This is a genomic window from Brevundimonas sp. SL130, assembly GCF_026625805.1.
Classification (GTDB): Bacteria; Pseudomonadota; Alphaproteobacteria; order Caulobacterales; family Caulobacteraceae; genus Brevundimonas.
Map to the genome: position 1 here is coordinate 3,269,723 of NZ_CP113064.1, position 21,498 is coordinate 3,291,220.

A 21,498-nucleotide genomic window follows, 5' to 3' on the forward strand; every position below is an offset into this window, starting at 1 on the left:
GGCTTAGGGCAGGACTTCCATCACCGCCACATAGCTGGCGTTCGAACCCAGGGTCTCGCCCTGCGCCGGCGCACGAACCGAGGCGTTCAGCCAGTACATGCCGGCTTCGGGCCAGGTCACGGTGAAGGCGCCGTCGGCGCCGGTCTTGACCGTCATTTCCTCGGGATTGTCGCGATAGCGCACGCCGCCGCGCGCGATTGTGACCTCCAGATCGGCGGCCGGTTGCCCGTCCTTGACCAGTTTGAAGGTCGCGGCTTCGCCGGCGGCCAGGTCGTTGGGATGGGTCACGGGAACCAGTTCCAGCCCCTCGCCCGTCGGCTTGAAGACGCCGTCGGTGGCGTTGTTCAGGGTGACGAAGGTCTCGATCCGGCTGGCGGTGCGGGTCGCCTGGACCTCGGTCGCGCCTGCCGGCAGGGCCGCAGGAAACTCGGCCGCGGTTCCGCGCCAGCGCTTCTGTTCCCCGTTCAGCTTGTAGCTGGCCATGACGCCGCCCATGACATTGGCGACCTTGTAGGTGCCGTTCTGCGTCAGGTGGACGTCGAAGGTGGTGCGGTACTGGCCCTGCATCAGATGTTCGGGCTGAACGGCCGATCCGTCCGGCGCCGTCACCACCAGGCCGTTCATCCGCATGGCGGCGTGATCGGGGATGAAGACCCCGTTCGACATGCCGGCGTCGAACCCGACCCAGGCGTCATTGCCCGACAGGCTGGTCGAGGTGGGAGACATCCAGGCGCGGTGGGCCTGGGCGGCCATGGGCGCAGCCAGGGCGGCGGCGAAAGCCAGAAGCGTGATCGTCTTTTTCATGGGTCTGTTCCTCAGCGAGAGACGGAGACGCTCACGGCGCCCAGTTCGGTGGATCCGGAAGCATTGGCGGTGTTGGCGCCGCCCCAGCGGAAGGGCACGCGCACGACTTCGCGTCCGCCCAGCTCACGCGCCGCCTCGACGACGATCGTGTACTGGCCGGGTTGAAGGCCGCGCAGGCGGGCGGCGGGGACGGTGATGGTCTGGCGACCCGGCGCGCGGGTGGCGCCGGAGACGCCGTCGGCCGGCAGGCTCATGGCCCGGCCGCCCTTGCGCCACCAGGTGCGCAGATCCTTCAGCCAGTCCTTGCCGTCGCCCTCGTTGTTGCGGGTCTGCTGGTACCAGACCGCCAGGGTCTGGACCGCCGTCTGATCCGGCCGCTCGATCCACACCGCCACATAGGGGCGGTGATAGGAGGCGGTGTTCAGCCGCGGCACATCGACGGTGACCGACAGATCCGCAGCCAGAGCCGGCGCGGCGGCGGCCAGGGAAAGCCCGGCCGTAGTGATGACGATGGGAAGCAGGCGCATCCGGAACACTCTCACGAAGCTCAATGAATAAAGATCAGGGCGATGACGACGGGGATAAGCAGACCCAGGGCCGCCAGCGGCCAGGTGGACGGCCGCCCCTTGGCGTGCAGCCACATCAGGCCCAGCCCCGTCAGGGCGAAGATAACGCAGGCCACGGCGAAGACGTCGATGAACCAGAACCACACCGCCCCGGCGTTGCGGCCCTTGTGCAGGTCGTTGAGGTAGGCGATCCACCCCCGCGTCGTCTTCTCGTGCAGAACATCTCCCGTTGAACGGTCGATGGTCACCCATCCGTCGCCGCCCGGCGTGGGCAAGGCGACATAGATTTCCTCCGCCGTCGTCTCGGTAGGTTTGCCGGCGATCTCGGCCTTCAGGGCCTGGGCCGACCAGCGGGCGACGGCGTCAGGAACCGGGTCCGTCGTCTCCTCGGGGAAGTCGGCCAATCGCGCCAACAGGGGCGCCGGCAGGGCGGCCGTCTGTTCGACCGTCACCGGATCGGCCGGGATCGACGCCGCGTGGTTCAGGGTGATGCCGGTCGCCGCGAACAGGACCATGCCCACCAGGCTCAGCGCCGCCGAAATCCAGTGCCAGGAATGAAGCTGTTTCAGCCAGAAGGACCGCGCGCCGTTCAGCGCCGCCTTCGGCTTTGCGCCCCCCTTTGCAGCGGGCTCGACAGGCTGTTGTGCGGCGAGTTCGGTCACGCTGTGGCTGTGCCACTGTTGCGAACCGTTTTCAATAGCATCCAGCGGACGAAATCGCCGCACCAATGTTCAGTAGCTGAACCTCATGCCGGCCCGCAGTGTACGCGGCGGGGCGTAGCCGGCCACGTCGGTCCCGGTCATAGACACCTCCACCGCCTCGTCGAAGGCGTTGTCCAGGGCGGCCCAGACCATGACGCCTTCGCGCGCCGCCCATTCCGCACGGGCGTCCAGGGTTACGGCGGCGTCCAGCGTGCGACTGTTCAGGTCATCGTCGAACCGCGCCGATTCATAGCGCGCGGCCAGACCCAGGGTCAGCCGCTGCGTCGCCCGCCAGTCCAGACCCGCAGTCACGCTCCATTCCGGCGCCTGGGCCGGACGCAGGCCGGTCAGCTGCGACGCCGCCGTCCCGCCGTCCACCTCAGCGTCCGTCCAGGACAGGACGGCGTTCAGCGACAGGGCTTCGCTCGCCTGGACCGAGCCATTCAGCTCGACGCCCCAGGCCGCGATGGTCCCGGCGTTCTGGCGCTGGCGCAACACGCCCCCGGCCGGCACGAAGCCGGCGCGGGGGAAGGTCCCCGGCCCCTCGCCGATCGTCACATTGACGATGGCGTCCTCGATCTCGTTCCAGAAGACCGTCGCCCCCCAGGCGGTCCCGTCCCGGTCGTAGGCCAGGCCCGTCTCGATCCCGCGCAGAGTCTCGGGCTCCAGCGCCGAATTGGCCTCGGTGACGTCGTTGCCGACGCGGAACGGCCGGTGCAGTTCGTTCAGCGTCGCCGGCCGGAAGCCGGAATAGGCCGCCGCCCGCCAGGCGTAGCCGGCGCCCAGCAGATTGCTCAGATCCCGCCGCGCCGCCAACCGGGCGCTGAACACCTCGCCCGACCGGTCCTCGGCCGTCTCGTCCAGGATCGGCGCGCCGGTCGCCAGGGTGTATTCGTAGCGGAAGCCCGCCTCGTTCTTCCAATGGTCGTAACGCAGCCCGCCGGCGACCAGCCAGTCCCCGCCGGTCCAAGACCCGTCCACATAACCGCCGGCCACCGACGTCTCGCCGCCCGCGCGCCGTCCCCGGGCGAAGCCCGCGCCGGTCGGATTGCTGAACAACTCGTTGGTCTCGCCCTCGTTGAACCGGGCGTCGGCGCCGACCTCCCATTCCAGTCGCCCGCCGGCCATCTCGGACACGCGGCGGCGCAGGGCGGCGTTCAGCCCCCAGCCGGTCGCCGGAGTCCTGTACTGATCATTGGCCGGGGTCGTGGTCGACCGATCCGCCGCCACCGAGGCCGAACTGTTGGCCAGATTGCTCTCTATCCGCCAGGCCTGCAGCCGCCAGCCATAGCCATCGACGGGCGGGGCCTTGGCCGCCGTGGCGCTCAGACTGTGGCCGCTGGCGTTGGACCGGGTGTTCAGCAGGCCGGACCCGCGATCCTCCTCCCAGGTCGCCGTCCGCAGCGACAGGTTGGCCCCCTCGAGGTTGAGCCCGTCCAGAGGCGCATCGACCCGCAGGGCGGCGCTGCGGCTGTCCAGATCCAGCGGCGTATCCGCCGCCCCGGCCGCCGATCCACGCACCGGCGTATAGCCGTCGCTGGTCTCGTACAGGCCTGACAGGGTAACGCCGACCGGCCCCAGCATCGTCGATCCCGACCCCGCCGCCCGCGCCCCGCCGCGCTCGCCGACCGACAGGTCCAGCACGCCGCCGCCGTCCCGTTCCGTCAGGCCGATAGTCCCGGTCAGGGCCCCGGCGCCGTATGGCCCCGCCCCGGCGCCGCGCACCACATCCACCCGCTCCAACGACTCCGGCGCAACCTGGGACCAGATCACCCAGCCCCCGAACGGATCATTCAGCGGAACCCCGTCCAGCGTGACCAGGGTCCGCCCCGCGCCCGACGGCGCGATGGCGCGCAGCGAAATCCCCTGGGTCGTCGGATTGGCGGCCAGACTGGACGTCCGCCGGAACAGGGACACCGCCGGCACGGTCCGCAAGGCCTCGTCCAGCCGGGTCGAACGCTCCAGCACGGCCTGATCCAGCCGCACCACCGAAAAGGCGGCGTCAGCAGCGGCGGGCGGAAGACGGGCGGCCGTCACCGTGATTTCGGACAATTGGGCGGGCGGTGCGGGGGGCGTGTCTTGGAACATTCCGGACACAATAGACCAGCTTCGCCCTGGTTCACCCCTGCCGCCTTATAAAGCGGACTGCGCCCCCCGGGTTACAGCGTCACACCTCGGACCAGCGCCGCAGCAGGTTGTGATAGACGCCGGTCAGTTCGATCACCGCCTGATCCTTCGGCCCCTTCTCCAACCCCACCCGCTGGGTCGCGACGTCCAGGCGGAACAGCATCTCGCGGTCGCCGTCGTCGCGGATCAGGCTCTGCATCCACATGAAGGACGACACCCGCGCCCCGCGCGTCACCGGCATGACCTTATGAAGGCTCTTGGACGGATACAGCACCAGGTCTCCGGCCGGCAGCTTGACCGACTGGGGGCCATACATCTCCTCGATGATCAGCTCGCCGCCGTCGTAATCCTCGGGCTCGGACAGGAACAGGGTGGCCGACAGGTCGCTGCGGATACGGACGCCGCCGCCACGCTGCTGGCGGATGGCGTTGTCCACGTGCAGCCCGAACTCGCCGCCGCCTTCGTAGCGATTGAACAGCGGCGGAAAGATCGTGTGCGGCAGGGCGGCGGCCACGAACATCGGATTGGCGTTCAGCGCCTGAACCACCAGAGACGAAACCTCTCGGGCCACGTCCGAGTCTTCCGGCAGTTGCTGGTTCCGCTTCGCCGTCGCCGACTGATGGCCCGAAGTCATATTGCCGTCAGCCCAGGGACCGGCGTCCAGCCGCTCGCGCAAGGCCTTCACTTCGGCCTTGGAGAAGACTTCGGGAATCTGCAGCAGCACGACAGGTCTCGCTCAAAAGAAAACGGCCCCGCCGGAGGGACGGGGCCGTTGAGGATAGGCCGGGGATCGGCCGTTTAGAAGCGCAGGTTCAGCGCCAGGATCGCCTGCCGCGCCGGGGCGACATCGGCGTGGTGAACCCCGTTGGTGCGGATGATATATTCCTCGTCCGTCAGGTTCTTCACGTTCAGCTGCAGGCTGGCGCGATCCGTCAGATCGTAAGAGGCGAAGGCGTCCACGCGCGTCCATTCCGGCGCATAGATGCGGTTGGTCCCGCCGCCCGCGCCGCCCTGGTTCCCGCCGAAGGACTTGGACGTGTAATAGACGCCGCCGCCCAGGGTCAGCTTGCGCGTGACGCGATAGGTGCTGAACAGGCTGGCGGTGTGTTCCGGCGTATTGGCCAGCGGATCGCCTTCGTTGACGCTGGTGTAGGCCCCCTCGACCAGTTCGGAGTCCATATAGGTATAGCCGCCGAAGACCGTCCAGGCGGGCGTGATGCTGCCCGACACGCCGAGCTCCAGCCCCTTCACCTCGACCTCGCCCGCCTGTTCGTAGTCCGTCGTGCCGGACACCAGGATGATGGCGTTCTTACGCGTGGTCTGGAACAGGGCGGCCGACAGAGCCAACCGGTCGCTGAAGACATTGGCCTTGGCGCCGATCTCGAAGCTTTCGCTGTCCTCCGGGTCAAGAACCTCGTTGGCTAGATCACCCGACCCGGTGCCACCGGACGCGTTCTGATCGCCGGACGAGATGGTCGGCGGCGTCGAGGAGGTGGACCAGGAGGCGTAGACGCTGCTGCTCGGCGTCGGCTTGAACACCAGGCCGACCTGATAGTTGGTGAACTCCCAGGTGCGCTTGGGCACGATCGTATAGGTCGGAGTGCCCCATACGCCGGCGGTAGGTTGGGTCGGCGTGACGGTCGCGTTGATCCCGTCCACCGCATACTGATCCCAGCGCACGCCCAGGTTCAGGATCAGCCGCTCGCTCAGGGTGATGCTGTCGTTGGCGTAGACGCCGATGGTCTCGGTGGTGTTCGAGCTGATCGGCCCGCGATTGATGACGCCCGTCCAGGCGTCGTCGGCGTTCGGATTATAGACCTGGGTGCAGTCGCCGGCGCCCAGGGCGCTCGATGCGGTCGGATAGGAACCGCTGACCGTGGTCAGGCCCGTCGGGCAGGTCGAGCCCGAAGTGGTGTAGGTCGAATAAGAGGCGTTGCGGTTCCGCTCGCGCGACAGTTCCACGCCCACGTCATAGCTGTGCTTGATCGATCCGGTGGCGAACTGACCATAGACGTCAGTCACATTGGCCAGGGTGGTGACCGGGTTCCAGCGGGTCTTGGTGCCCCGCTTCATCCAGTAGGTGCCGTCGGCCGCCCGCCCCACATAACCGCCGTCGCCGGGGTTGGTGACGATATAGTCGTTCAGGGTCTCGGAATAGCGGCTGACGTTGCGGATCGTGGCCACGTCGTTCAGGCGGTGCTCGGCCTTGAAGGTGAAGGTGTCCACCTCATTGGTCAGGAAGTCCCGACCCTTGACGCCGTAGAAGCTGTCGTAGGGCACGTCCAGAATGCCGCTGTCGGTCGTGCGCACCCCGATCTTGGTGAACAGCGGGATGCCGTAGTCGGGCATCTGGTCGCTGGTCAGGTGATAATAGCTGAACACCATCGACGACGGCGTGCCCAGGCCGGCGCCCAGGCTGATCGCCGCGCCCCACTTGTCATAATCGACGCTGTCGCGACCGGGCACATCGCCCTGCGCGCCCATCAGATTGACCCGCAGCGCCGCCGTCCCGCCCAGCGGCATGTTGGAGTCGATCGTGCCGCGCAGATAGGAGTCGGTGCCGACGCTGGCGCCGATGTTGGTGAACTCGGTCAGTTGGGGCGCCTTGGAGCCCATATTGATGCTGCCGCCGCCCGAACCGCGACCGGAATAGACCGCATCAGGCCCCTTGATGACTTCGACCTGCTCCAGGTTGAAGACTTCGCGTTGCTGGCCGCCCGTGTCGCGCAGGCCGTCGACGAAGATGTTGTTGCCCGACGACTGACCCCGGATGAAGGGCCGGTCCGCCAACGGCTGCCCGCCTTCGCCCGCGCCGAAGGTGATGCCGGGCGAGTTCATCAGCACGTCTTGCAGCGACGACGCGGCCGTCTGCTCGATGATCTGCTGCGGAATGATGGTCACCGCCCGGGGCGTGTCCAGCAGGGGCGCCACGAACTCGGGGCTTTGCGGCTCCCGCTTCTTCAGTTGGCCATTGACGTTGATCGTGCCGAGATTGGTCGGTTGTTGCTGCTCAGCGGTGAAGACTACGCCGTCTTCGGCTGGAACCTCGGCGGCAAAGGCCGGCGCGACGACCAGCATGCCTGCGGCGCTGGAGGCGAACAGAAGCGAACGGAGCGCGACGGCGCGGGACTCGGACATATTGAAGCGACCTTTTGGCCTGATTTTGCGATGCGGTCGCAATAGACAGCTTCACGCCTTCGCACAAGCACAATTGCGACTTAGTCGCACTTGGGTCGCCACAGTTCAGATAACCGCCGTTATTGTCGCCGTCTTTGCGGGCTTCAGGTCCAGCCAGGTCGGATCCGGCATGGCCTTGTGCGCGGCGGCCAGGGCCTCGGACCAGCGCCGGCCCAGGTCGCGGAAATAGGGATCGTCCGCCTCCAGCCGCCGCTCCATCCCCGTCAGGCCGTCGCGCGGCATCACGATCAGGTCCAGCGGCGGCCCCACCGCGATATTGGACCGGATCGTCGAGTCGAACGAGATCAGCCCCAGTTTCACCGCCTCGGACAGGGGCGTGTTGTCATGAAGGGCGCGGTCCAGGATCGGCTTGCCGTATTTCAGCTCCCCGATCTGCAGATAGGGGGTGTCGGCCCCGCACTCGATGAAATTCCCCTGACCATAGATCAGGTACAGACCCATCTTGCCGCCGCCGATCTGGCCGCCCAGCAGCATGGAGGCGCTGACGTTCAGGGCGTCGGCCGTCGGCGTCGGAGGCGTATTGATCGTGGCCCGCACCATGGCCATGGCATGGCCCAGGATCTGGGCGGCGCGGAACAGGCTGGGCACGGTCTCCAGCGTCTCCGGCCCAGTCGAGTCCGGCAGCTTGACCCCCTCGGCCACCATGGCCAGGGCCGTCTGGGTCACCGACAGGTTCCCCGCCGTCGCCACGGACAGGATCCGTTCGCCCGGCGTCCTGAACACGTGCAGTTTGCGATAGGACGAGATGTTGTCCACGCCCGCATTGGTGCGCGTGTCGGCGATCATCGCCAACCCGTCGTTCACCAGCATGCCTACGCAATAGGTCACTTGCCTCTATCCGCTCCCCGGTCTGCGAATCGTTCGACGCTAACAGATTCTCGCGTCATGGCGATCAGGACCATCCCCGGCTCTGATGTTGTTGCTGGCTCTGTTGCACCGGCCGCACATGAAGCGCGACCGTCAGACTGCCCACCCCGCCGCCGTAGCTGGTGCCCCGGATGGGCGTCGCGCCCAGCGCATCCAGCCCCGTGGCGATCCGCACATAGTTTTCCGTCGGACAGATGCCGTTGGCCGCGTCGAACCCGACCCAGCCCAGCCCCTCGATCCAGGCCTCGGCCCAGGCATGGGCGGCGTCCTGGTCGTGCTGGCCGTCCGACCGGTTCAGGTGGCCCGAGACATAGCGAGCCGGCACGCCCAGGGTCCGAGCGCTGGCGATGAAGATCTGGGCGTGGTCCTGGCAGACGCCGCGCCCGATGGCGAAGGCCTCGGCCGCCGTATGGGTGGCGGACGTCGCCCCGACCTCGAAGGCCACGCCGCCGTGGATCGCCCCCATCAGGCGGTGCATCCGCTCCAGCGGCGCGCCCTCGCCGATCCCGCGCGCAAACTCGACCAGGGCCGCGTCCGCCTGGGTCAGGCGGGTGTCGCGCAGATAGACGCCCGGCTGCAGCCGCTCGTTCTGGCCCCGGATCACCCCGCCGGTGTCCACGGTCGAGACCTCGCCCGTCACCCGTATGGTCAGGGCGTCGGTCGGCCGCTCGGTATAGAGGCTGTGAACAATATTGCCGAAGGCGTCCTCGCTGCGCCGCAGCCGGGCGTCAACGTCGGTCTCGACACGCCATTCGCGCACCTGCTGGCTTTCGCACGACTTGGGCGTCAGCCGCAGCATCTGCACGATGAACCGCGCCGGCCGGGCGTAGGCGTAGCGGGTGGAGTGATCGATCCGTATCCGCATGGTCAGACCAGATACTGTTCGTGGACGGCGGCGGCCAGGGCGTTGTTCTCGTTCAGGAAGCCCTGGATATATTCGTGCAGACCGGACTGGAAGATATCCTCGATCCGGGCCTCGTTGAACTGGGTCAAACGGTTGGAGGCCAGCCGCTGGGCCGGGCCGCGTCGGCCGTAATCAGCGGCCAGCTTTTCCAGATAGCTGACGATCATCCCCTGACAGCTGGCCAGCGACCGCGGCATCTGCCGGTTCAGCACCAGCAGGTCCGCCACCAGCCAGGGCCGCACGCTCTCCCGGTAAACCCAGCGATAGGCGGTCAGGGCCGAAACCTCGCGCAACAGGGTGGTCCACTGGAAATAGTCCAGCTGCCCCCCCACCCGCTCGCCGGGCGGCAGCAGCAAGTGATATTTCACGTCCAGCAGGCGGGCGGTGTTGTCGGCCCGTTCGATCGCCATGCCCAGCCGCAGGAACCAGTAGGCGTCATTGCGCAACATGGTCCGCGACGAGGCCCCCTCGACCGCCAGCGAGGTCGACTTCACGAAGTCGAGGAAGTTGGTGAAATCATCCCGCTTGGTCGGCTCGCCCAGTTCGTTCAGCCCGTTCCAGGCGCCGTTGATCGCCTCCCACAGCTCGATGGTCAGGGCCGTCCGCACCGAACGGGCGTTGGTCCGCGCCCGGGTGATACAGGCCTTGATCGAGGTCGTATTGTCGGCCCCGAACGCCAGGTATTCACGGACGGACTTCTCGGACACCGTGCGGCCGGTCGCGTCGAACGCCGACTTGACGCCCGAAGATGAAATGGCCCCCGCCCAGGCGGTGACCGTGGCCTGATCCTTGGCCGGCAGGGCCGCCAGGCGGATCGCCGCCTCCAGGATGCGCGCGAGAAAATCGGCCCGCTCCATATAGCGGCCGGTCCAGTACAGGCTGTCTGCGGTGCGTGAGAGCATCAGTTGTCCAACACCCAGGTGTCCTTGGTTCCGCCGCCCTGGCTGGAGTTGACCACCAGCGACCCCTCCTTCAACGCCACTCGCGTCAGGCCGCCAGGCGCGACCCGCACCCCCGCCGGACTGGATAGGACGAACGGCCGCAGATCGACGTGCCGCGGCGACAGATCTCCCCCGTTCAGGGTCGGCGCCGTCGACAGGCTCAGCGTCGGCTGGGCGATGAAGTCGTTGGGATCAGCGATCAGCTTGGCCCGGAACGCCTCGATCTCGGCCTTGGTCGAGGTCGGCCCCACCAGCATGCCGTAACCGCCCGATCCGCCGACCTCCTTGACGACCAGCTCGTCCAGCTTGCCCAGCACCTCCTTCAGCGCGTCCGGCTCGCGGCAGCGCCAGGTCGGCACATTCTTCAGGATGGCGTCCTCGCCGGTGAAGAAGCGGATGATCTCGGGCATATAGGTATAGACGGCCTTGTCGTCGGCCACCCCTGTCCCGACCGCATTGGCCAGGGTCACACGGCCCGCGAAATAGGCCGACATCAGCCCCGGCACCCCGACCGCCGAGTTCGGCATGAAGGTCAGGGGATCGATGAAGTCGTCGTCGATGCGGCGATAGATGACATCGACCCGCTTGGGCCCCTCGGTCGTGCGCATATAGACGGTGTCGTCATTGACGAAGAGATCCCCGCCTTCGACCAGCTCGACCCCCAGCTTGTCGGCCAGGAAGCTGTGTTCGTAATAGGCCGAGTTGAACGGCCCCGGCGTCAGCACGACGATGGTCGGATCCTCGCCCGCCCCCGACGGCGCCGAGGCCTGGAGCGAACGCAGCAGCATGTCGGTATAGATCTCGACCGGCCGCACCGCATGTTCGGCGAACAGGTCGGGGAACAGCCGCATCATCATCTCGCGGTTCTCCAGCATATAGGAGACCCCCGACGGCGTGCGGACATTGTCCTCCAGCACATAGAAGCCGTCCTCGCCCGTGCGGACCAGATCGACCCCGGCGATATGGCACCAGACGTCGCCCGGCGGCCGGCGGCCCTGCATCTCGGGCCGATAGTGGGGATTGGTCAGGATCAGGTCAGCGGGCACGATCCCGGCGCGGATACAGTCCTGCGGCCCGTAGATGTCCTTTAGGAAGGCGTTGATGGCGGTGACCCGCTGCTTCAACCCCTTCTCCAGCCCGCTCCATTCGTCGGCGCCGATGATACGCGGCACCACGTCGAACGGGATCAGCCGTTCGTTGGACTCCTCGTCGCCATAGACGGCGAAGGTCACGCCCATCCGGCGGAAGAACAGCTCCGCCTGGCGCGAGCGCGCCTGCAACAGATCCGGCGGGGCGTTTTCCAGCCAGGCCGCCAGGGTCTTGTAGCTGTCGCGGATCGTCCCCGATCCGCCGCCGTTCATTTCGTCGAAAGCTCTCGTCATTCGCCCCCGCCGCGTTGAGATCGCAGCTTGGTCTATCCCCAACGAAAAGCGCAACAGTTTTGTTGCACTGCGGCGACGCTCACCTCCCCGTTCGCGAAGGCGAACGGGGAGCAACCATGTCAGTTGAGCACGGGCGTCCAGGGCTGATCACGCTTGAGGACGAGGTTTGCGGCTTCGATCAGCTTTCGCATGACGGCGACGAGGGCGACCTTCGGGGGTTTGCCGTTGTCGATCAGGCGCTGGGCGAAGGCCTTGAGCGCGGGGTCGCATCGGCGGGCGGCCATGGCGGCGATGTAGAGCAGGCGTCGGGGCCTGCATCGTCCCCCGGCGATGAACCTCTGGCCCTTGTGGGCGCCAGAGTCTCGGTCGAACGGGGCCACGCCGATCAGGGCGGCGGCCTGGCCCCGGCCCATGGCGCCCAGTTCGGGCATGCGCACGACCAGGCCGAGAGCGACGATGGGACCGACGCCCGGCAGGGAGCGCACCAGGTCGAAGCGCCGCGCCAGGTCGGGCCAGGCGCGCAGGCGCGCCAGCAGATCCGCCGCCAGCCGGGCCTTGCGCGCCTTGAGCTGGGCCAGTTGGGCGCGGGCCTCCTCCAGCAGGTCGGGCAGGCGGACATGCTCCATCTGGGTCTTGAGCAACCTCACCAGGTCGGCGGCCTGTTCATAAGCGGTCAGCCGCTCGGCCAGCTCCCTCAAGCGGGGATCGGCGGCGGCCTTGACCGTATCGACCTGGGCCGTGGCCAGGGCGATCAGCCGCGCGTCGATCCGGTCGTTCTTGGCCCGCAGCCGCTTGATCCGGGCGAACAGCCGCACCTCCAGCGGCTGATGGACCACCACCTCCAGCCCCGCCGCCGCAAGCGCCTCGACCACGCCGCGCTCGTAACCGCCCGTCGCCTCCAGCCCGACCCGGCCGACGCCGCGCGCCGACAGCCAGGCCAGAAGCTCGGCGTGCCCCTGGGCCGTGTTGGCGACCTGCAGCGTCGCCGCCGGCTCCGCCCCGTGAAGCGCGACATCCAGCCGGGGCTTGGACACATCGACCCCGGCGATCCGTGTGTTAGACTTGGCCTCGTTCATCGATCCCTTCCCCCGGTCCGAGCTTCGCTCGGCCAGAGGACAGGCTCTTGTGGCTTCGGACCCAATCGTCCCTGCAACCATCCGGATCAGTGAACAGCCGACGGCGACCCAGCTCCCCGACGGCCCCAAAGGCCAAGGACACGGGCGGTCCCTCCATCGGTGGCTCGCCTGATGCGGTGAACATCAGGCGAGCATCCCGGATCAGGGGAAATCTAACAGATCAGCGACAAACAAGGACAGGTCGCGCCAGCGACCAGGAGGGGGCGACTCGGTCTCTGATATTTTAGCGGGTCGCCTTCGCCGTCGGAGTCACCCCCTCCTGACCGCTTCGCGGTCTGTCCTCCCCATGCGCCTTCGCGCATGGGGAGGTGAAAATCAGGCCCCCACCGCCTTCATCGAAACCGAGACGTCCGCCAGCTTCGCCACATCCACCGGCGTCCCCTTCCCGATCAGCTGTTTGCCCGCCATGAACTCCGGCGGCGCATTGACCGCCTCGACGCAGACCACTCGGTCCCCGTTCAGGTGAAACACCGCAAAGCCCCCCGCCGTCGGATCGCCCCGCACCACCTGACGGTCCGCATCGAACGTCAGACCCGCGATCTGAAGCTTGAAGTCGTACTGATCGGACCAGAACCACGGCACCTCGGCCGCCGGCCCCGGTCGTCCGACGATGGCCGCCGCCGCCTGCTTGGCCTGTTCCAGCGCATTGGGCACGCTCTCCAGCCGGCGCGACACCCCGCCGTGAACCGGAACCGGCCGCCGCGTCATGTCGCCGACGGCGAAGACGGCCGGGTCGCTGGTCCGCGCCTGCTCGTCCACCACCACCCCGTCGTCGCAGCGCAGGCCCGCCGACCGCGCCAGGCTGTCGCACGCCAGGGCGCCGACCCCGACCAGAACCGCATCCGCCTGCACCACCGATCCGTCCGCCAGGGTCACGCCGTCAGGGGCCACGGCGACCACCTCGGCCCCGGTCATAATCTCGACCCCATGCGCCCGATGCTGGGCGGTGAAGAAGGTCGAAAGCGTCTCCGACGCCACCCGGGCCAGCACGCGCGGCGCCCGTTCGATCACCACCGCCTCGGCGCCCAGGGCCCGGGCCGAGGCCGCCGTCTCAAGCCCCACATAGCCGCCGCCGACCACCGCCAGCCGCTTGCCCGGCCCCAGTACGGCCTTCAGCCGTTCCGCGTCCTTCAGCGTCCGCAGCTCCAGCAGGTCGGGATGATCTCCGCCCGGAACCGGCAGTTTCCGCGCCGTCGATCCCGTCGCCAGCACCAGGACATCATAGGTCTCGCTCGATCCGTTCTGGAAGGCGACCGTCTTCGCCTCCAGGTCCACCGACACGGCGACCATCGACGGCCGAAACTCGATGCCCTGTTCGGCATAGAAGCTCAGCGGCCGCAGCAGCAGCGCCTCCAGATCCGCCTCGCCCTTCAGCCAGGCCTTGGACAGGGGGGGCCGCTGATAGGGCGGCGCATCCTCCTCGCCCACCAGCACGATCGGCCCCTCATGGCCGTACTGCCGCAGAAACGCCGCGACGGAGCCGCCGGCATGTCCGGCGCCGATGATCAGAATCTTGGTCATGGGCGTGGTTTAGAGTGGCGAGTGGCGAGTGGCGAGTGGCGGATCAGTGAAGAGTGCTAGTGAGCAAGAGGTGAGCCAGGCACATCCAGCTCACTCCTCGCTCACTCCCCGCTCACCCCTTGCTCACTAAACACCCCTTGACCGTTCCACTGTTACAGCATAGTGGAACGCGCATGACGACCCCGCCCGCCCGCGACGCCCTCTATGACGCCCTGCTGTCGATGCAGACGCGCGCCGAGATCGACGCCTTCCTGGCCGATCTCTGCACTCCGGCGGAACTGCGCGCCTTCGCCGAGCGCTGGCAGGTGGCGCGCCTGCTCGACGCCGGCGACAAGTCCTATCGCGAGATCGCGGCCGAGGCTCACGCCAGCCCCACCACCGTCGTCCGCGTCGCCCGTTATCTCAAAGACATGCCGCACCAGGGCTACCGCATCGCCCTGGACCGCCTGAAGACCCCGAACTGAGTATCCGAACATGAGCACCGTACAGGGCCGGCTTCGCATCGCCGTGCAGAAATCCGGCCGTCTGGCCGACCGCAGCCTCGACCTGATCCGCGACGCGGGTCTGAAATGGGTCAAGGGCCACAACGACCTGCTGTATCGGGTCGAGAACTATCCGATCGACCTGCTGCGCGTCCGCGACGACGACATCCCCACCTTCGTGGCCGACGGCGTCTGCGACTTAGGCATCGTCGGCGAGAATGTTTTGGAGGAGGGCCGCAACGGCGGCGCCAACGCCTCCGTCGTCATGCCCCTGGGCTTTGGCCGCTGCACCCTGAAGATCGCTACGCCCCCGACCCTGGCCTATGACGGCCCGGCCTCGCTGGACGGACTGCGTATCGCCACGTCGTATCCGAAGATCCTGCGCCGCTTCCTGGACGAGCGTGGCGTCAAGGCCGACATCGTCGTCATGCGCGGCGCCGTCGAGGTCGCGCCCCGGCTGAAGCTGGCCGCCGCCATCTGCGACCTGGTCTCGACCGGCGCGACGCTGGAGGCCAACGGCCTGGGCGCCAAGGACACGGTGCTGGAAAGCCAGGCCGTCCTGATCCAGTCCCCCGTCGCCCCCGAGCCCGCCCTGCAACACCTGTTGGACAGCATCATCGAGCGGATGTCGGGCGTCGTGTCTTCGCAAGGCGCCAAATACGTCATGCTGAACGCCCCGCGTTCGGCGCTTGACCAGATAACCGCCATCCTGCCGGGCGCCGGTTCGCCCACCGTCATGCCGCTGATGGGCCGCGACGACGCCGTCGCCGTCCACGCCGTCTGTCAGGAGGCCGTCTTCTGGGAGACGCTGGAGAAGCTGAAGGCCGCCGGCGCCTCGGCCATCCTGGTCCTGCCCATCGAGAAGATGATGTGATGAAACTCATCGACTGGTCCTCCCTCGACGCCGCCGGAAAAAAAGCGGCCCTGGCCCGCCCGGCCCAGCGCACCGCCGGCGACGTGACCGAGGTGGTCCGCACCATCCTGGACGACGTGCGTATCCGCGGCGGCGCGGCGGTCGCCGACTGGTGCCTGAAGCTGGACAAGGCCCCGCCCCGCCGCATCGCCATCACGCCGCAAGCCGTGGCCGAGGCCCGCAACGCCCTGCCGCCCGGCGACGTGCGCGCCCTGCGCATGGCGGCCGAGAATGTCCGCGTCTTCCACCAGGCGACCAAGCCCGAAGACACGCCCTTCATCGAGACCACCCCCGGCGTGCGCTCGAAACTGGCCTGGCGTCCCATCGCCTCCGCCGGTCTCTACATCCCCGGCGGCACCGCCCCTCTTTTCTCCTCCCTGCTGATGCTGGCCATTCCGGCCGGGGTCGCGGGCGTGGGCCAGCGCGTCGCCGTCACCCCGCCTTCAAAAGACGGCGGCGTCCACCCCGCCATGATCCTGGCCGCCGCCGAGGCTGAGCTGGACGCCCTCTGGTTGATGGGCGGGGCCCAGGCCATCGCCGCCCTGACCTTCGGCGTCGAACTGGAGGACGGAATCATCCCCGCCTGCGACAAGCTGTTCGGTCCCGGCAACGCCTATGTCGCCGAAGCCAAGAAACAGGCGTCTGCTCTTCCGGGCGGCCCCGCCGTCGACATGCCCGCCGGCCCGTCGGAGCTGATGGTCATCGTCGACCGCGACGCCGCGCCCGAGATCGCCGCCGCCGACCTGCTCAGCCAGGCCGAGCATGACGCCGACGCCCAGGTCATCCTGGTCTCCACCAGCCGCGCCACCATCGACTACATCCTGTCGGAGGTTGAGACCCAGGTCGCCACCCTGCCGCGCGAAGCCATCGCCCGCGCCTCGCTGAACGAGGCCCGCGCCATCCTGGTCCGCGACCTCGACGCCGCCTGCGAAGTCGCCAACCTTTATGGCCCCGAACACCTGGCGATCCAGATCGACGATCCCGAACCCCTGGTGGATTCCATCAAGGCCGCCGGCGCCGTCTTCGTCGGTCGGTTCGCGGCCGAGACCCTGGGCGACTACGCCGCCGGCCCCAGCCACGTCCTGCCGACCGACGGCGGCGCCCGCACCCTGGGCGGCGTCACCACCGCCAGCTTCATGACCACCATGTCGGTCCAGCTGGTCTCCGAGGCCGGCGCCCGCGCGCTTGCCCCCATCGCCGCCCGCCTGGCCCGGATGGAGGGCCTGGAAGCCCACGCCCGCGCCGCCGACCTGAGGGCCGAAGGATGAACGTCGTCAGAGCGGGTTCAGTGAGGAGTGCGAGTGAGCAAAGAAGTGAGCGAGATCGCGCCGCCTTCACCGTTCTGAAGCTCACCTCTTGCTCACTAGCACTTTTCACCCCGGCCCTCCCCTACGGAGCCGCCCAATGACCCTGCCCGCCCCCTATCCCCCGCTGGTCTCCGGCGGCGACGGCCTGGACCGCTATCCCGGCGAGCCTGCCGCCCTCGCCGCCCGCATGGCCGCGATCTACGCCGTGCCCGCCGACCAGGTCCTGCCGGTGCGCGGCCTGACCCACGGGCTGGAGCTGGCCTATCGCCTCGCCGCCCGCGACGGCGGCTCGGTCGAGGCGCCCAAGGCCGAGCCCTATGACAGTCTCGCCGCCATCTATCCGGCCAAGGGAGCCCCCGCTGTCGTCGTCATCCGCGCCCTCGGCTCGCCCGAGGCCGTCGCCGAAATGGCCGCCCGCGTCGCCCCCGCCCTGCTGGTGGTGGACGAAGGCCTGATCGAGTTCTCCGACAGCGTCTCGGCCGCCACCGTCGTCGCCGATCAGCCGAACCTGGTTGTGCTGCGCAGCCTGTCCCTGGCCTATGGTTTAGCCGGCGCCCGCGTCGGCGCCGCCATCGCCCAGGCCCCGACCCTGGCCCGCCTCGCCTCGGTGCTCGAACCCTACGCCCTGCCCGAACCCCTGGTCCGGCTGGCGCAACAGGCGCTGGACCCGTCGCGGATGATCGAGACCGCCGAGCGGATCGCCTCGGTCCGGCGCGAGCGCGAGCGGATCGCCCGCGAACTGGGCCGCCAGATGCCGGTCGAACCCGGCGTGGGCCCCATCCTCATGGCCCGGCCGGAAGACCCCGCCGCCGCCCTGGCCGCGTTGGCCACCTATGGCGTCGCGGCCGACCTGTCGGGCGACCGCCTGCGCCTGCCCGTCTCGATCAAGCCCGAGGTCAACGATCGGCTGCTGGCCGCCTTCGGCCTGACGCCCGCCAAGCGCCGCCCCGCCCGCGTCGGCCAGGCCGTCCGCGATACGAAAGAGACCCGCATCGTCTGCGCCGTCGACCTGGACGCCCCCGGCCCCATCAAGATCGAGACCGGCGTCGGCTTCTTCGACCATATGCTGGAGCAGATCGCGGCCCACGGCGGCTTCTCCCTGCGGCTGCAATGCGAAGGCGACCTGCACACCGACCCCCACCACACCATCGAGGACAGCGCCATCGCCCTGGGCCAGGCGCTGAAACAGGCGCTGGGTGAGCGCAAGGGCATCGCCCGCTACGGCTTCGTCCTGCCGATGGACGAGGCGAATGCGACCGTCTCCATCGACCTGTCCGGCCGCCCCTATCCGCTGTTCGAGGGCACGTTCGACACCCCCTTCATCGGCGACTACCGCACCGACCTGACGGCCCACGTCTTCCGCTCCCTGGCCGAGGCCATGGGCGCCGCGGTCCATATCTCGGTCACGGGCCAGGACGACCACCACAAGACCGAGGCTGTCTACAAGGCCTTCGGCCGCGCCCTGCGCCAGGCCATCCGGATCGAGGGCGATGCGGTGCCGTCCACCAAGGGGGTGCTGTGATGGGCGCGGTTTTCACCGTCGGAGGCGGTTCAGTGAAGAGTGCTAGTGAGCGAGAAGTGAGCTTCTGGGCGTCAACGCCTGCACAGTCCCGCTCACCTCTTCGCTCACTAGCACGCCTCACCCAAGCCCTCCCCAAATGACCGAAGTCGCCATCATCGCCTATGGCGCCGGCAACGTCGCCTCGGTCCAGTTCGCGCTCGAGCGTCTGGGCGCCGTCGTCCGCCTGACCGACGATCCCGCCGTGATCGCCGAGGCCGAACGGGTCATCCTGCCCGGCGTCGGCGCGGCCGGCTACGCCATGAGCCGCCTGTCGGAGCTGGGCCTGGTCGAATCGATCCGCGCCTTCCCCCGCCCCCTGCTGGGCGTCTGCCTGGGCCAACAACTGCTGTTCGAAACCAGCCAGGAGGGCGAGGGCGTCGATCTGCTGGGCTTCATCCCCGGCGCCGTCTCCCGGCTGGAGCCGGCGGGCGCCCTGCCCGTGCCGCATATGGGCTGGAGCCGGCTGACGCGCGACCGCGACGACCCGCTGCTGGAGGGGGTCGCCGACGGCGCCTACGCCTATTTCGTCCACGGCTATGTCTGTCCCGACGGCCCCGCCACCCTGGCCCGCGCCGACTATGGCGGCCCCGTCCCCGCCATGGTCCGCGCCGCCAACCGCTGGGGCTGCCAGTTCCACCCCGAGCGCTCGGCCGAGGCCGGGGCGACCATTCTCAGGAACTTCCTGAGCCTGCCCGAGAATCCATCATGCTGATCTACCCCGCCATCGACCTGAAGGACGGCGTCTGCGTGCGCCTGATGCACGGCAAGTTCGACCAGGTGACGCAATACGACGAACAGCCCGCCGCCCGCCTCAGCGCCTTCGCGGCCGAGGGCGCCGAGTGGATTCACATCGTCGATCTGGACGGCGCCGAGGCCGGCCAGGCCATGCAGCACGCCCTGATCGGCGACCTGACCCAGGCCATCGAGGTCAAGATCCAGTCCGGCGGCGGCGTCCGCGGCGCCAATGACGTGGCCAAGCTGCTGGACGCGGGCGTGTCGCGCGTCGTCGTCGGCTCGCTGGCGGTGACCCAGCCCAATGACGTCGCCGCCTGGCTCAAGGGCTTCGGCGTCGAACACATCACCCTGGCCCTGGACGTGAAGATCGAGGACGGCGTGCCCGTCCCCGCCCTGAAGGGCTGGACCCAGTCGTCCGGCGTCACCCTGTGGGAGGCGCTGGATCGTTATCCCAAGGGGACGGCCAAACACCTGCTGGTCACCGACGTCGGCCGCGACGGCGCCATGACCGGGCCCAATCTGGAGCTGCTGGCCGAGATCCGCCGCCGCCGCCCCGATCTGGCGCTCCAGGCCTCGGGCGGGGTGTCGTCTCTGGACGACATCGCCGCAATCACGGCCCTGGGCTGCGACGGCGCCATCGTCGGCCGCGCCCTGTACGAGAACCGTTTCTCCTTGCCGCAAGCCATAGCGACGGCGGCATGACAGCCCAGTCTTCAGCCAAGAGGGCGGTCCGATGACCGCCCGGCGGATAATCCCCTGCCTGGACGTCAAGGACGGCCGGGTGGTCAAGGGCGTGAAGTTCGTCGGCCATACCGACATGGGCGACGCCGCCGAACTGGCCGCCCGTTACCGCGACGCGGGCGCCGACGAACTGGTCTTCTACGACATTACCGCCAGCCCCGAGGGCCGGACCCTGGACTATGGCTGGATCAAGGATATCGCCCGGCTGCTGGACATCCCCTTCTGCGTCGCCGGCGGCATCCGCAGCGTCGATCAGGCGGCCCGATGCCTGGATCACGGCGCGGACAAGGTCTCGATCAACTCTCCCGCCCTGGAACGCCCAGAACTGATCGCCGAAATGGCCGCGCGGCTGGGCAGCCAGTGCGTCGTCGTCGGCGTCGACAGTCGTCTGGAGGACGGCGACTGGGTGGTCCACAAATACACCGGCGATCCCGACGCGCGCCGCCGCGCCGGCAAGCGCACCCTGGACTGGCTGGATGAGGCGCAGAGCCTAGGCGCCGGCGAGATCGTGCTGAACTGCATCGACCAGGACGGGGTCCGCAAAGGCTACGACATCGAACAGCTGTCCGCCGCCCGCGCACGCCTGACCATCCCCCTGATCGCCTCGGGCGGCGCCGGCGCCCCCGAGCATTTCAAGGCCGTGTTCGAACAGTCCGACGTCTCCGGCGCCCTCGCCGCCAGCGTCTTCCACACTGGCGCGATAGCCATCCCGGACCTGAAGGCCTATCTGGCGGGCGAAGGGCTGGAGATGAGATTGTGACCCGATCCCCGCATTCCTCCCCCCTTGGGGGAGGGGGACCGCCGCGCCTCTTGCGCGGGGGTGGAGGGGGCCCGCCCGCGCGCCGCCGCCCGATGTCCACCACCCCGCACGCCCTTACCCCCTCCACCACCCTTCGGGCGGTCCCCCTCCCCCTGAGGGGGAGGATTTTTGAGGAGAGGATCCCATGATCGACCCCACCACCATCGATTTCGAAAAAGGGAACGGCCTGGTCCCCGTCGTGGTTCAGGACGCCGCCACGCTCCAGGTCCTGACCCTGGCCTATATGGACCGCGCCGCCCTGGACGAAACCCTCCAGTCCAAGGAAGCCACCTTCTTCTCGCGCTCGCGCGGCGGACGCTGGCGCAAGGGCGAGACCTCGGGCGACCGGCTGCACGTCGTCGGCATCACGGCCGACTGCGACAGCGACGCCCTGGTCCTGTCCGTAAACCCCGTCGGCGACGCCTGCCACCTGCACCGCCCCAGCTGTTTCGGCGAGGCCGACGCGCCGGGCCTGGGCCGCATCGCCCGGCTGGAACAGACCATCGCCGAACGCGCCGCCGCCGATCCGTCCGAAAGCTGGACGGCCAAACTGATCGGCCAGGGCGTCAAACGCATCGCCCAGAAGGTCGGCGAAGAGGGCGTAGAGACCGCGCTGGCGGGCGTCGCCGGCCCTGATGAAGAACTTGCCAGCGAGGCGGCGGATTTGATCTATCACCTCTTGGTGCTTCTCCACGCCCGTAACATGGTGTTTCAGGACGTGCTGGACGTGTTGGCCTCCAGAGCGGAAGCGGGCAAAGCGACGCCCAGACCTTAAAGGCGACTGATCCCGGATAATGGGATCGATCAGGGGAC

Annotated in this window: 20 protein-coding genes; 8 read left to right on the top strand and 12 right to left on the bottom strand. The window is 68.4% G+C overall.

The window, feature by feature from the left end; translation table 11 throughout:
• Positions 1 to 3: 3 nt before the first annotated feature.
• From OU998_RS15885 to OU998_RS15940, 12 genes are all read right to left on the bottom strand, one after another.
• Positions 4 to 804: a DUF4198 domain-containing protein gene (locus OU998_RS15885; RefSeq protein ID WP_267514626.1), complete on the bottom strand. Its 801-nt coding sequence runs from the start codon at positions 802 to 804 to the stop codon at positions 4 to 6.
• Between the two features lie 11 nt (positions 805 to 815).
• On the bottom strand, positions 816 to 1,331 hold the full coding sequence (locus tag OU998_RS15890; protein WP_267514627.1) for a DUF2271 domain-containing protein: 516 nt from the start codon (positions 1,329 to 1,331) through the stop codon (positions 816 to 818).
• A gap of 20 nt (positions 1,332 to 1,351) precedes the next feature.
• Entirely contained in the window at positions 1,352 to 1,963 is a 612-nt protein-coding gene (locus OU998_RS15895; protein ID WP_267516827.1) for a PepSY-associated TM helix domain-containing protein, read from the bottom strand.
• Between the two features lie 138 nt (positions 1,964 to 2,101).
• Positions 2,102 to 4,159, bottom strand: a complete 2,058-nt coding sequence (locus OU998_RS15900; protein WP_267514628.1) for a TonB-dependent receptor — start codon at positions 4,157 to 4,159, stop codon at positions 2,102 to 2,104.
• Between the two features lie 79 nt (positions 4,160 to 4,238).
• Positions 4,239 to 4,922, bottom strand: a complete 684-nt coding sequence (locus OU998_RS15905; protein ID WP_267514629.1) for a Fe2+-dependent dioxygenase — start codon at positions 4,920 to 4,922, stop codon at positions 4,239 to 4,241.
• Between the two features lie 74 nt (positions 4,923 to 4,996).
• A complete protein-coding gene (locus OU998_RS15910; protein ID WP_267514630.1) occupies positions 4,997 to 7,336 on the bottom strand; it encodes a TonB-dependent receptor in 2,340 nt (779 codons plus the stop codon).
• A gap of 105 nt (positions 7,337 to 7,441) precedes the next feature.
• Positions 7,442 to 8,224 (bottom strand): peptidase, encoded by a 783-nt coding sequence (locus OU998_RS15915; RefSeq protein ID WP_267514631.1) that lies wholly within the window; start codon positions 8,222 to 8,224, stop codon positions 7,442 to 7,444.
• Between the two features lie 64 nt (positions 8,225 to 8,288).
• Complete coding sequence (locus OU998_RS15920) at positions 8,289 to 9,128, bottom strand: transglutaminase family protein (protein WP_267514632.1); 840 nt, start codon at positions 9,126 to 9,128, stop codon at positions 8,289 to 8,291.
• Between the two features lie 2 nt (positions 9,129 to 9,130).
• Positions 9,131 to 10,069, bottom strand: a complete 939-nt coding sequence (locus OU998_RS15925) for an alpha-E domain-containing protein (RefSeq protein WP_267514633.1) — start codon at positions 10,067 to 10,069, stop codon at positions 9,131 to 9,133.
• Positions 10,069 to 11,490 carry a circularly permuted type 2 ATP-grasp protein gene (locus OU998_RS15930; RefSeq protein WP_267514634.1) on the bottom strand — a complete coding sequence of 474 codons (1,422 nt, stop codon included), beginning with the start codon at positions 11,488 to 11,490 and terminating at the stop codon, positions 10,069 to 10,071. The genes OU998_RS15925 and OU998_RS15930 overlap by 1 nt, the downstream gene beginning before the upstream one ends.
• 119 nt (positions 11,491 to 11,609) lie before the next feature.
• On the bottom strand, positions 11,610 to 12,566 hold the full coding sequence (locus tag OU998_RS15935; protein WP_267514635.1) for an IS110 family transposase: 957 nt from the start codon (positions 12,564 to 12,566) through the stop codon (positions 11,610 to 11,612).
• A gap of 375 nt (positions 12,567 to 12,941) precedes the next feature.
• Positions 12,942 to 14,147, bottom strand: coding sequence for an NAD(P)/FAD-dependent oxidoreductase (locus OU998_RS15940; protein WP_267514636.1), 1,206 nt, complete (start codon positions 14,145 to 14,147; stop codon positions 12,942 to 12,944).
• Positions 14,148 to 14,320: 173 nt separating this feature from the next.
• On the opposite strand from OU998_RS15940, the gene OU998_RS15945 reads away from it, so the two are divergent.
• From OU998_RS15945 to hisIE, 8 genes are all read left to right on the top strand, one after another.
• A complete protein-coding gene (locus OU998_RS15945; protein ID WP_267514637.1) occupies positions 14,321 to 14,611 on the top strand; it encodes a YerC/YecD family TrpR-related protein in 291 nt (96 codons plus the stop codon).
• Positions 14,612 to 14,621: 10 nt separating this feature from the next.
• Positions 14,622 to 15,503 (top strand): ATP phosphoribosyltransferase, encoded by an 882-nt coding sequence (hisG, locus tag OU998_RS15950; RefSeq protein ID WP_267514638.1) that lies wholly within the window; start codon positions 14,622 to 14,624, stop codon positions 15,501 to 15,503.
• On the top strand, positions 15,503 to 16,810 hold the full coding sequence (gene hisD / locus OU998_RS15955) for a histidinol dehydrogenase (RefSeq protein ID WP_267514639.1): 1,308 nt from the start codon (positions 15,503 to 15,505) through the stop codon (positions 16,808 to 16,810). Before hisG ends, hisD begins: the two co-directional genes overlap by 1 nt.
• A gap of 136 nt (positions 16,811 to 16,946) precedes the next feature.
• Complete coding sequence (gene hisB, locus OU998_RS15960; RefSeq protein WP_267514640.1) at positions 16,947 to 18,371, top strand: imidazoleglycerol-phosphate dehydratase HisB; 1,425 nt, start codon at positions 16,947 to 16,949, stop codon at positions 18,369 to 18,371.
• A 136-nt stretch (positions 18,372 to 18,507) separates the two neighbouring features.
• A complete protein-coding gene (hisH, locus tag OU998_RS15965) occupies positions 18,508 to 19,122 on the top strand; it encodes an imidazole glycerol phosphate synthase subunit HisH (protein WP_267514641.1) in 615 nt (204 codons plus the stop codon).
• Complete coding sequence (gene hisA, locus OU998_RS15970) at positions 19,116 to 19,847, top strand: 1-(5-phosphoribosyl)-5-[(5-phosphoribosylamino)methylideneamino]imidazole-4-carboxamide isomerase (RefSeq protein ID WP_267514642.1); 732 nt, start codon at positions 19,116 to 19,118, stop codon at positions 19,845 to 19,847. Before hisH ends, hisA begins: the two co-directional genes overlap by 7 nt.
• Before the next feature lie 31 nt (positions 19,848 to 19,878).
• The gene (hisF, locus tag OU998_RS15975) at positions 19,879 to 20,646 is read left to right on the top strand and encodes an imidazole glycerol phosphate synthase subunit HisF (RefSeq protein ID WP_267514643.1); all 768 of its coding nucleotides are present in this window, start codon (positions 19,879 to 19,881) and stop codon (positions 20,644 to 20,646) included.
• 184 nt (positions 20,647 to 20,830) lie between these two features.
• Entirely contained in the window at positions 20,831 to 21,460 is a 630-nt protein-coding gene (gene hisIE, locus OU998_RS15980) for a bifunctional phosphoribosyl-AMP cyclohydrolase/phosphoribosyl-ATP diphosphatase HisIE (protein ID WP_267514644.1), read from the top strand.
• Positions 21,461 to 21,498 lie beyond the last annotated feature (38 nt).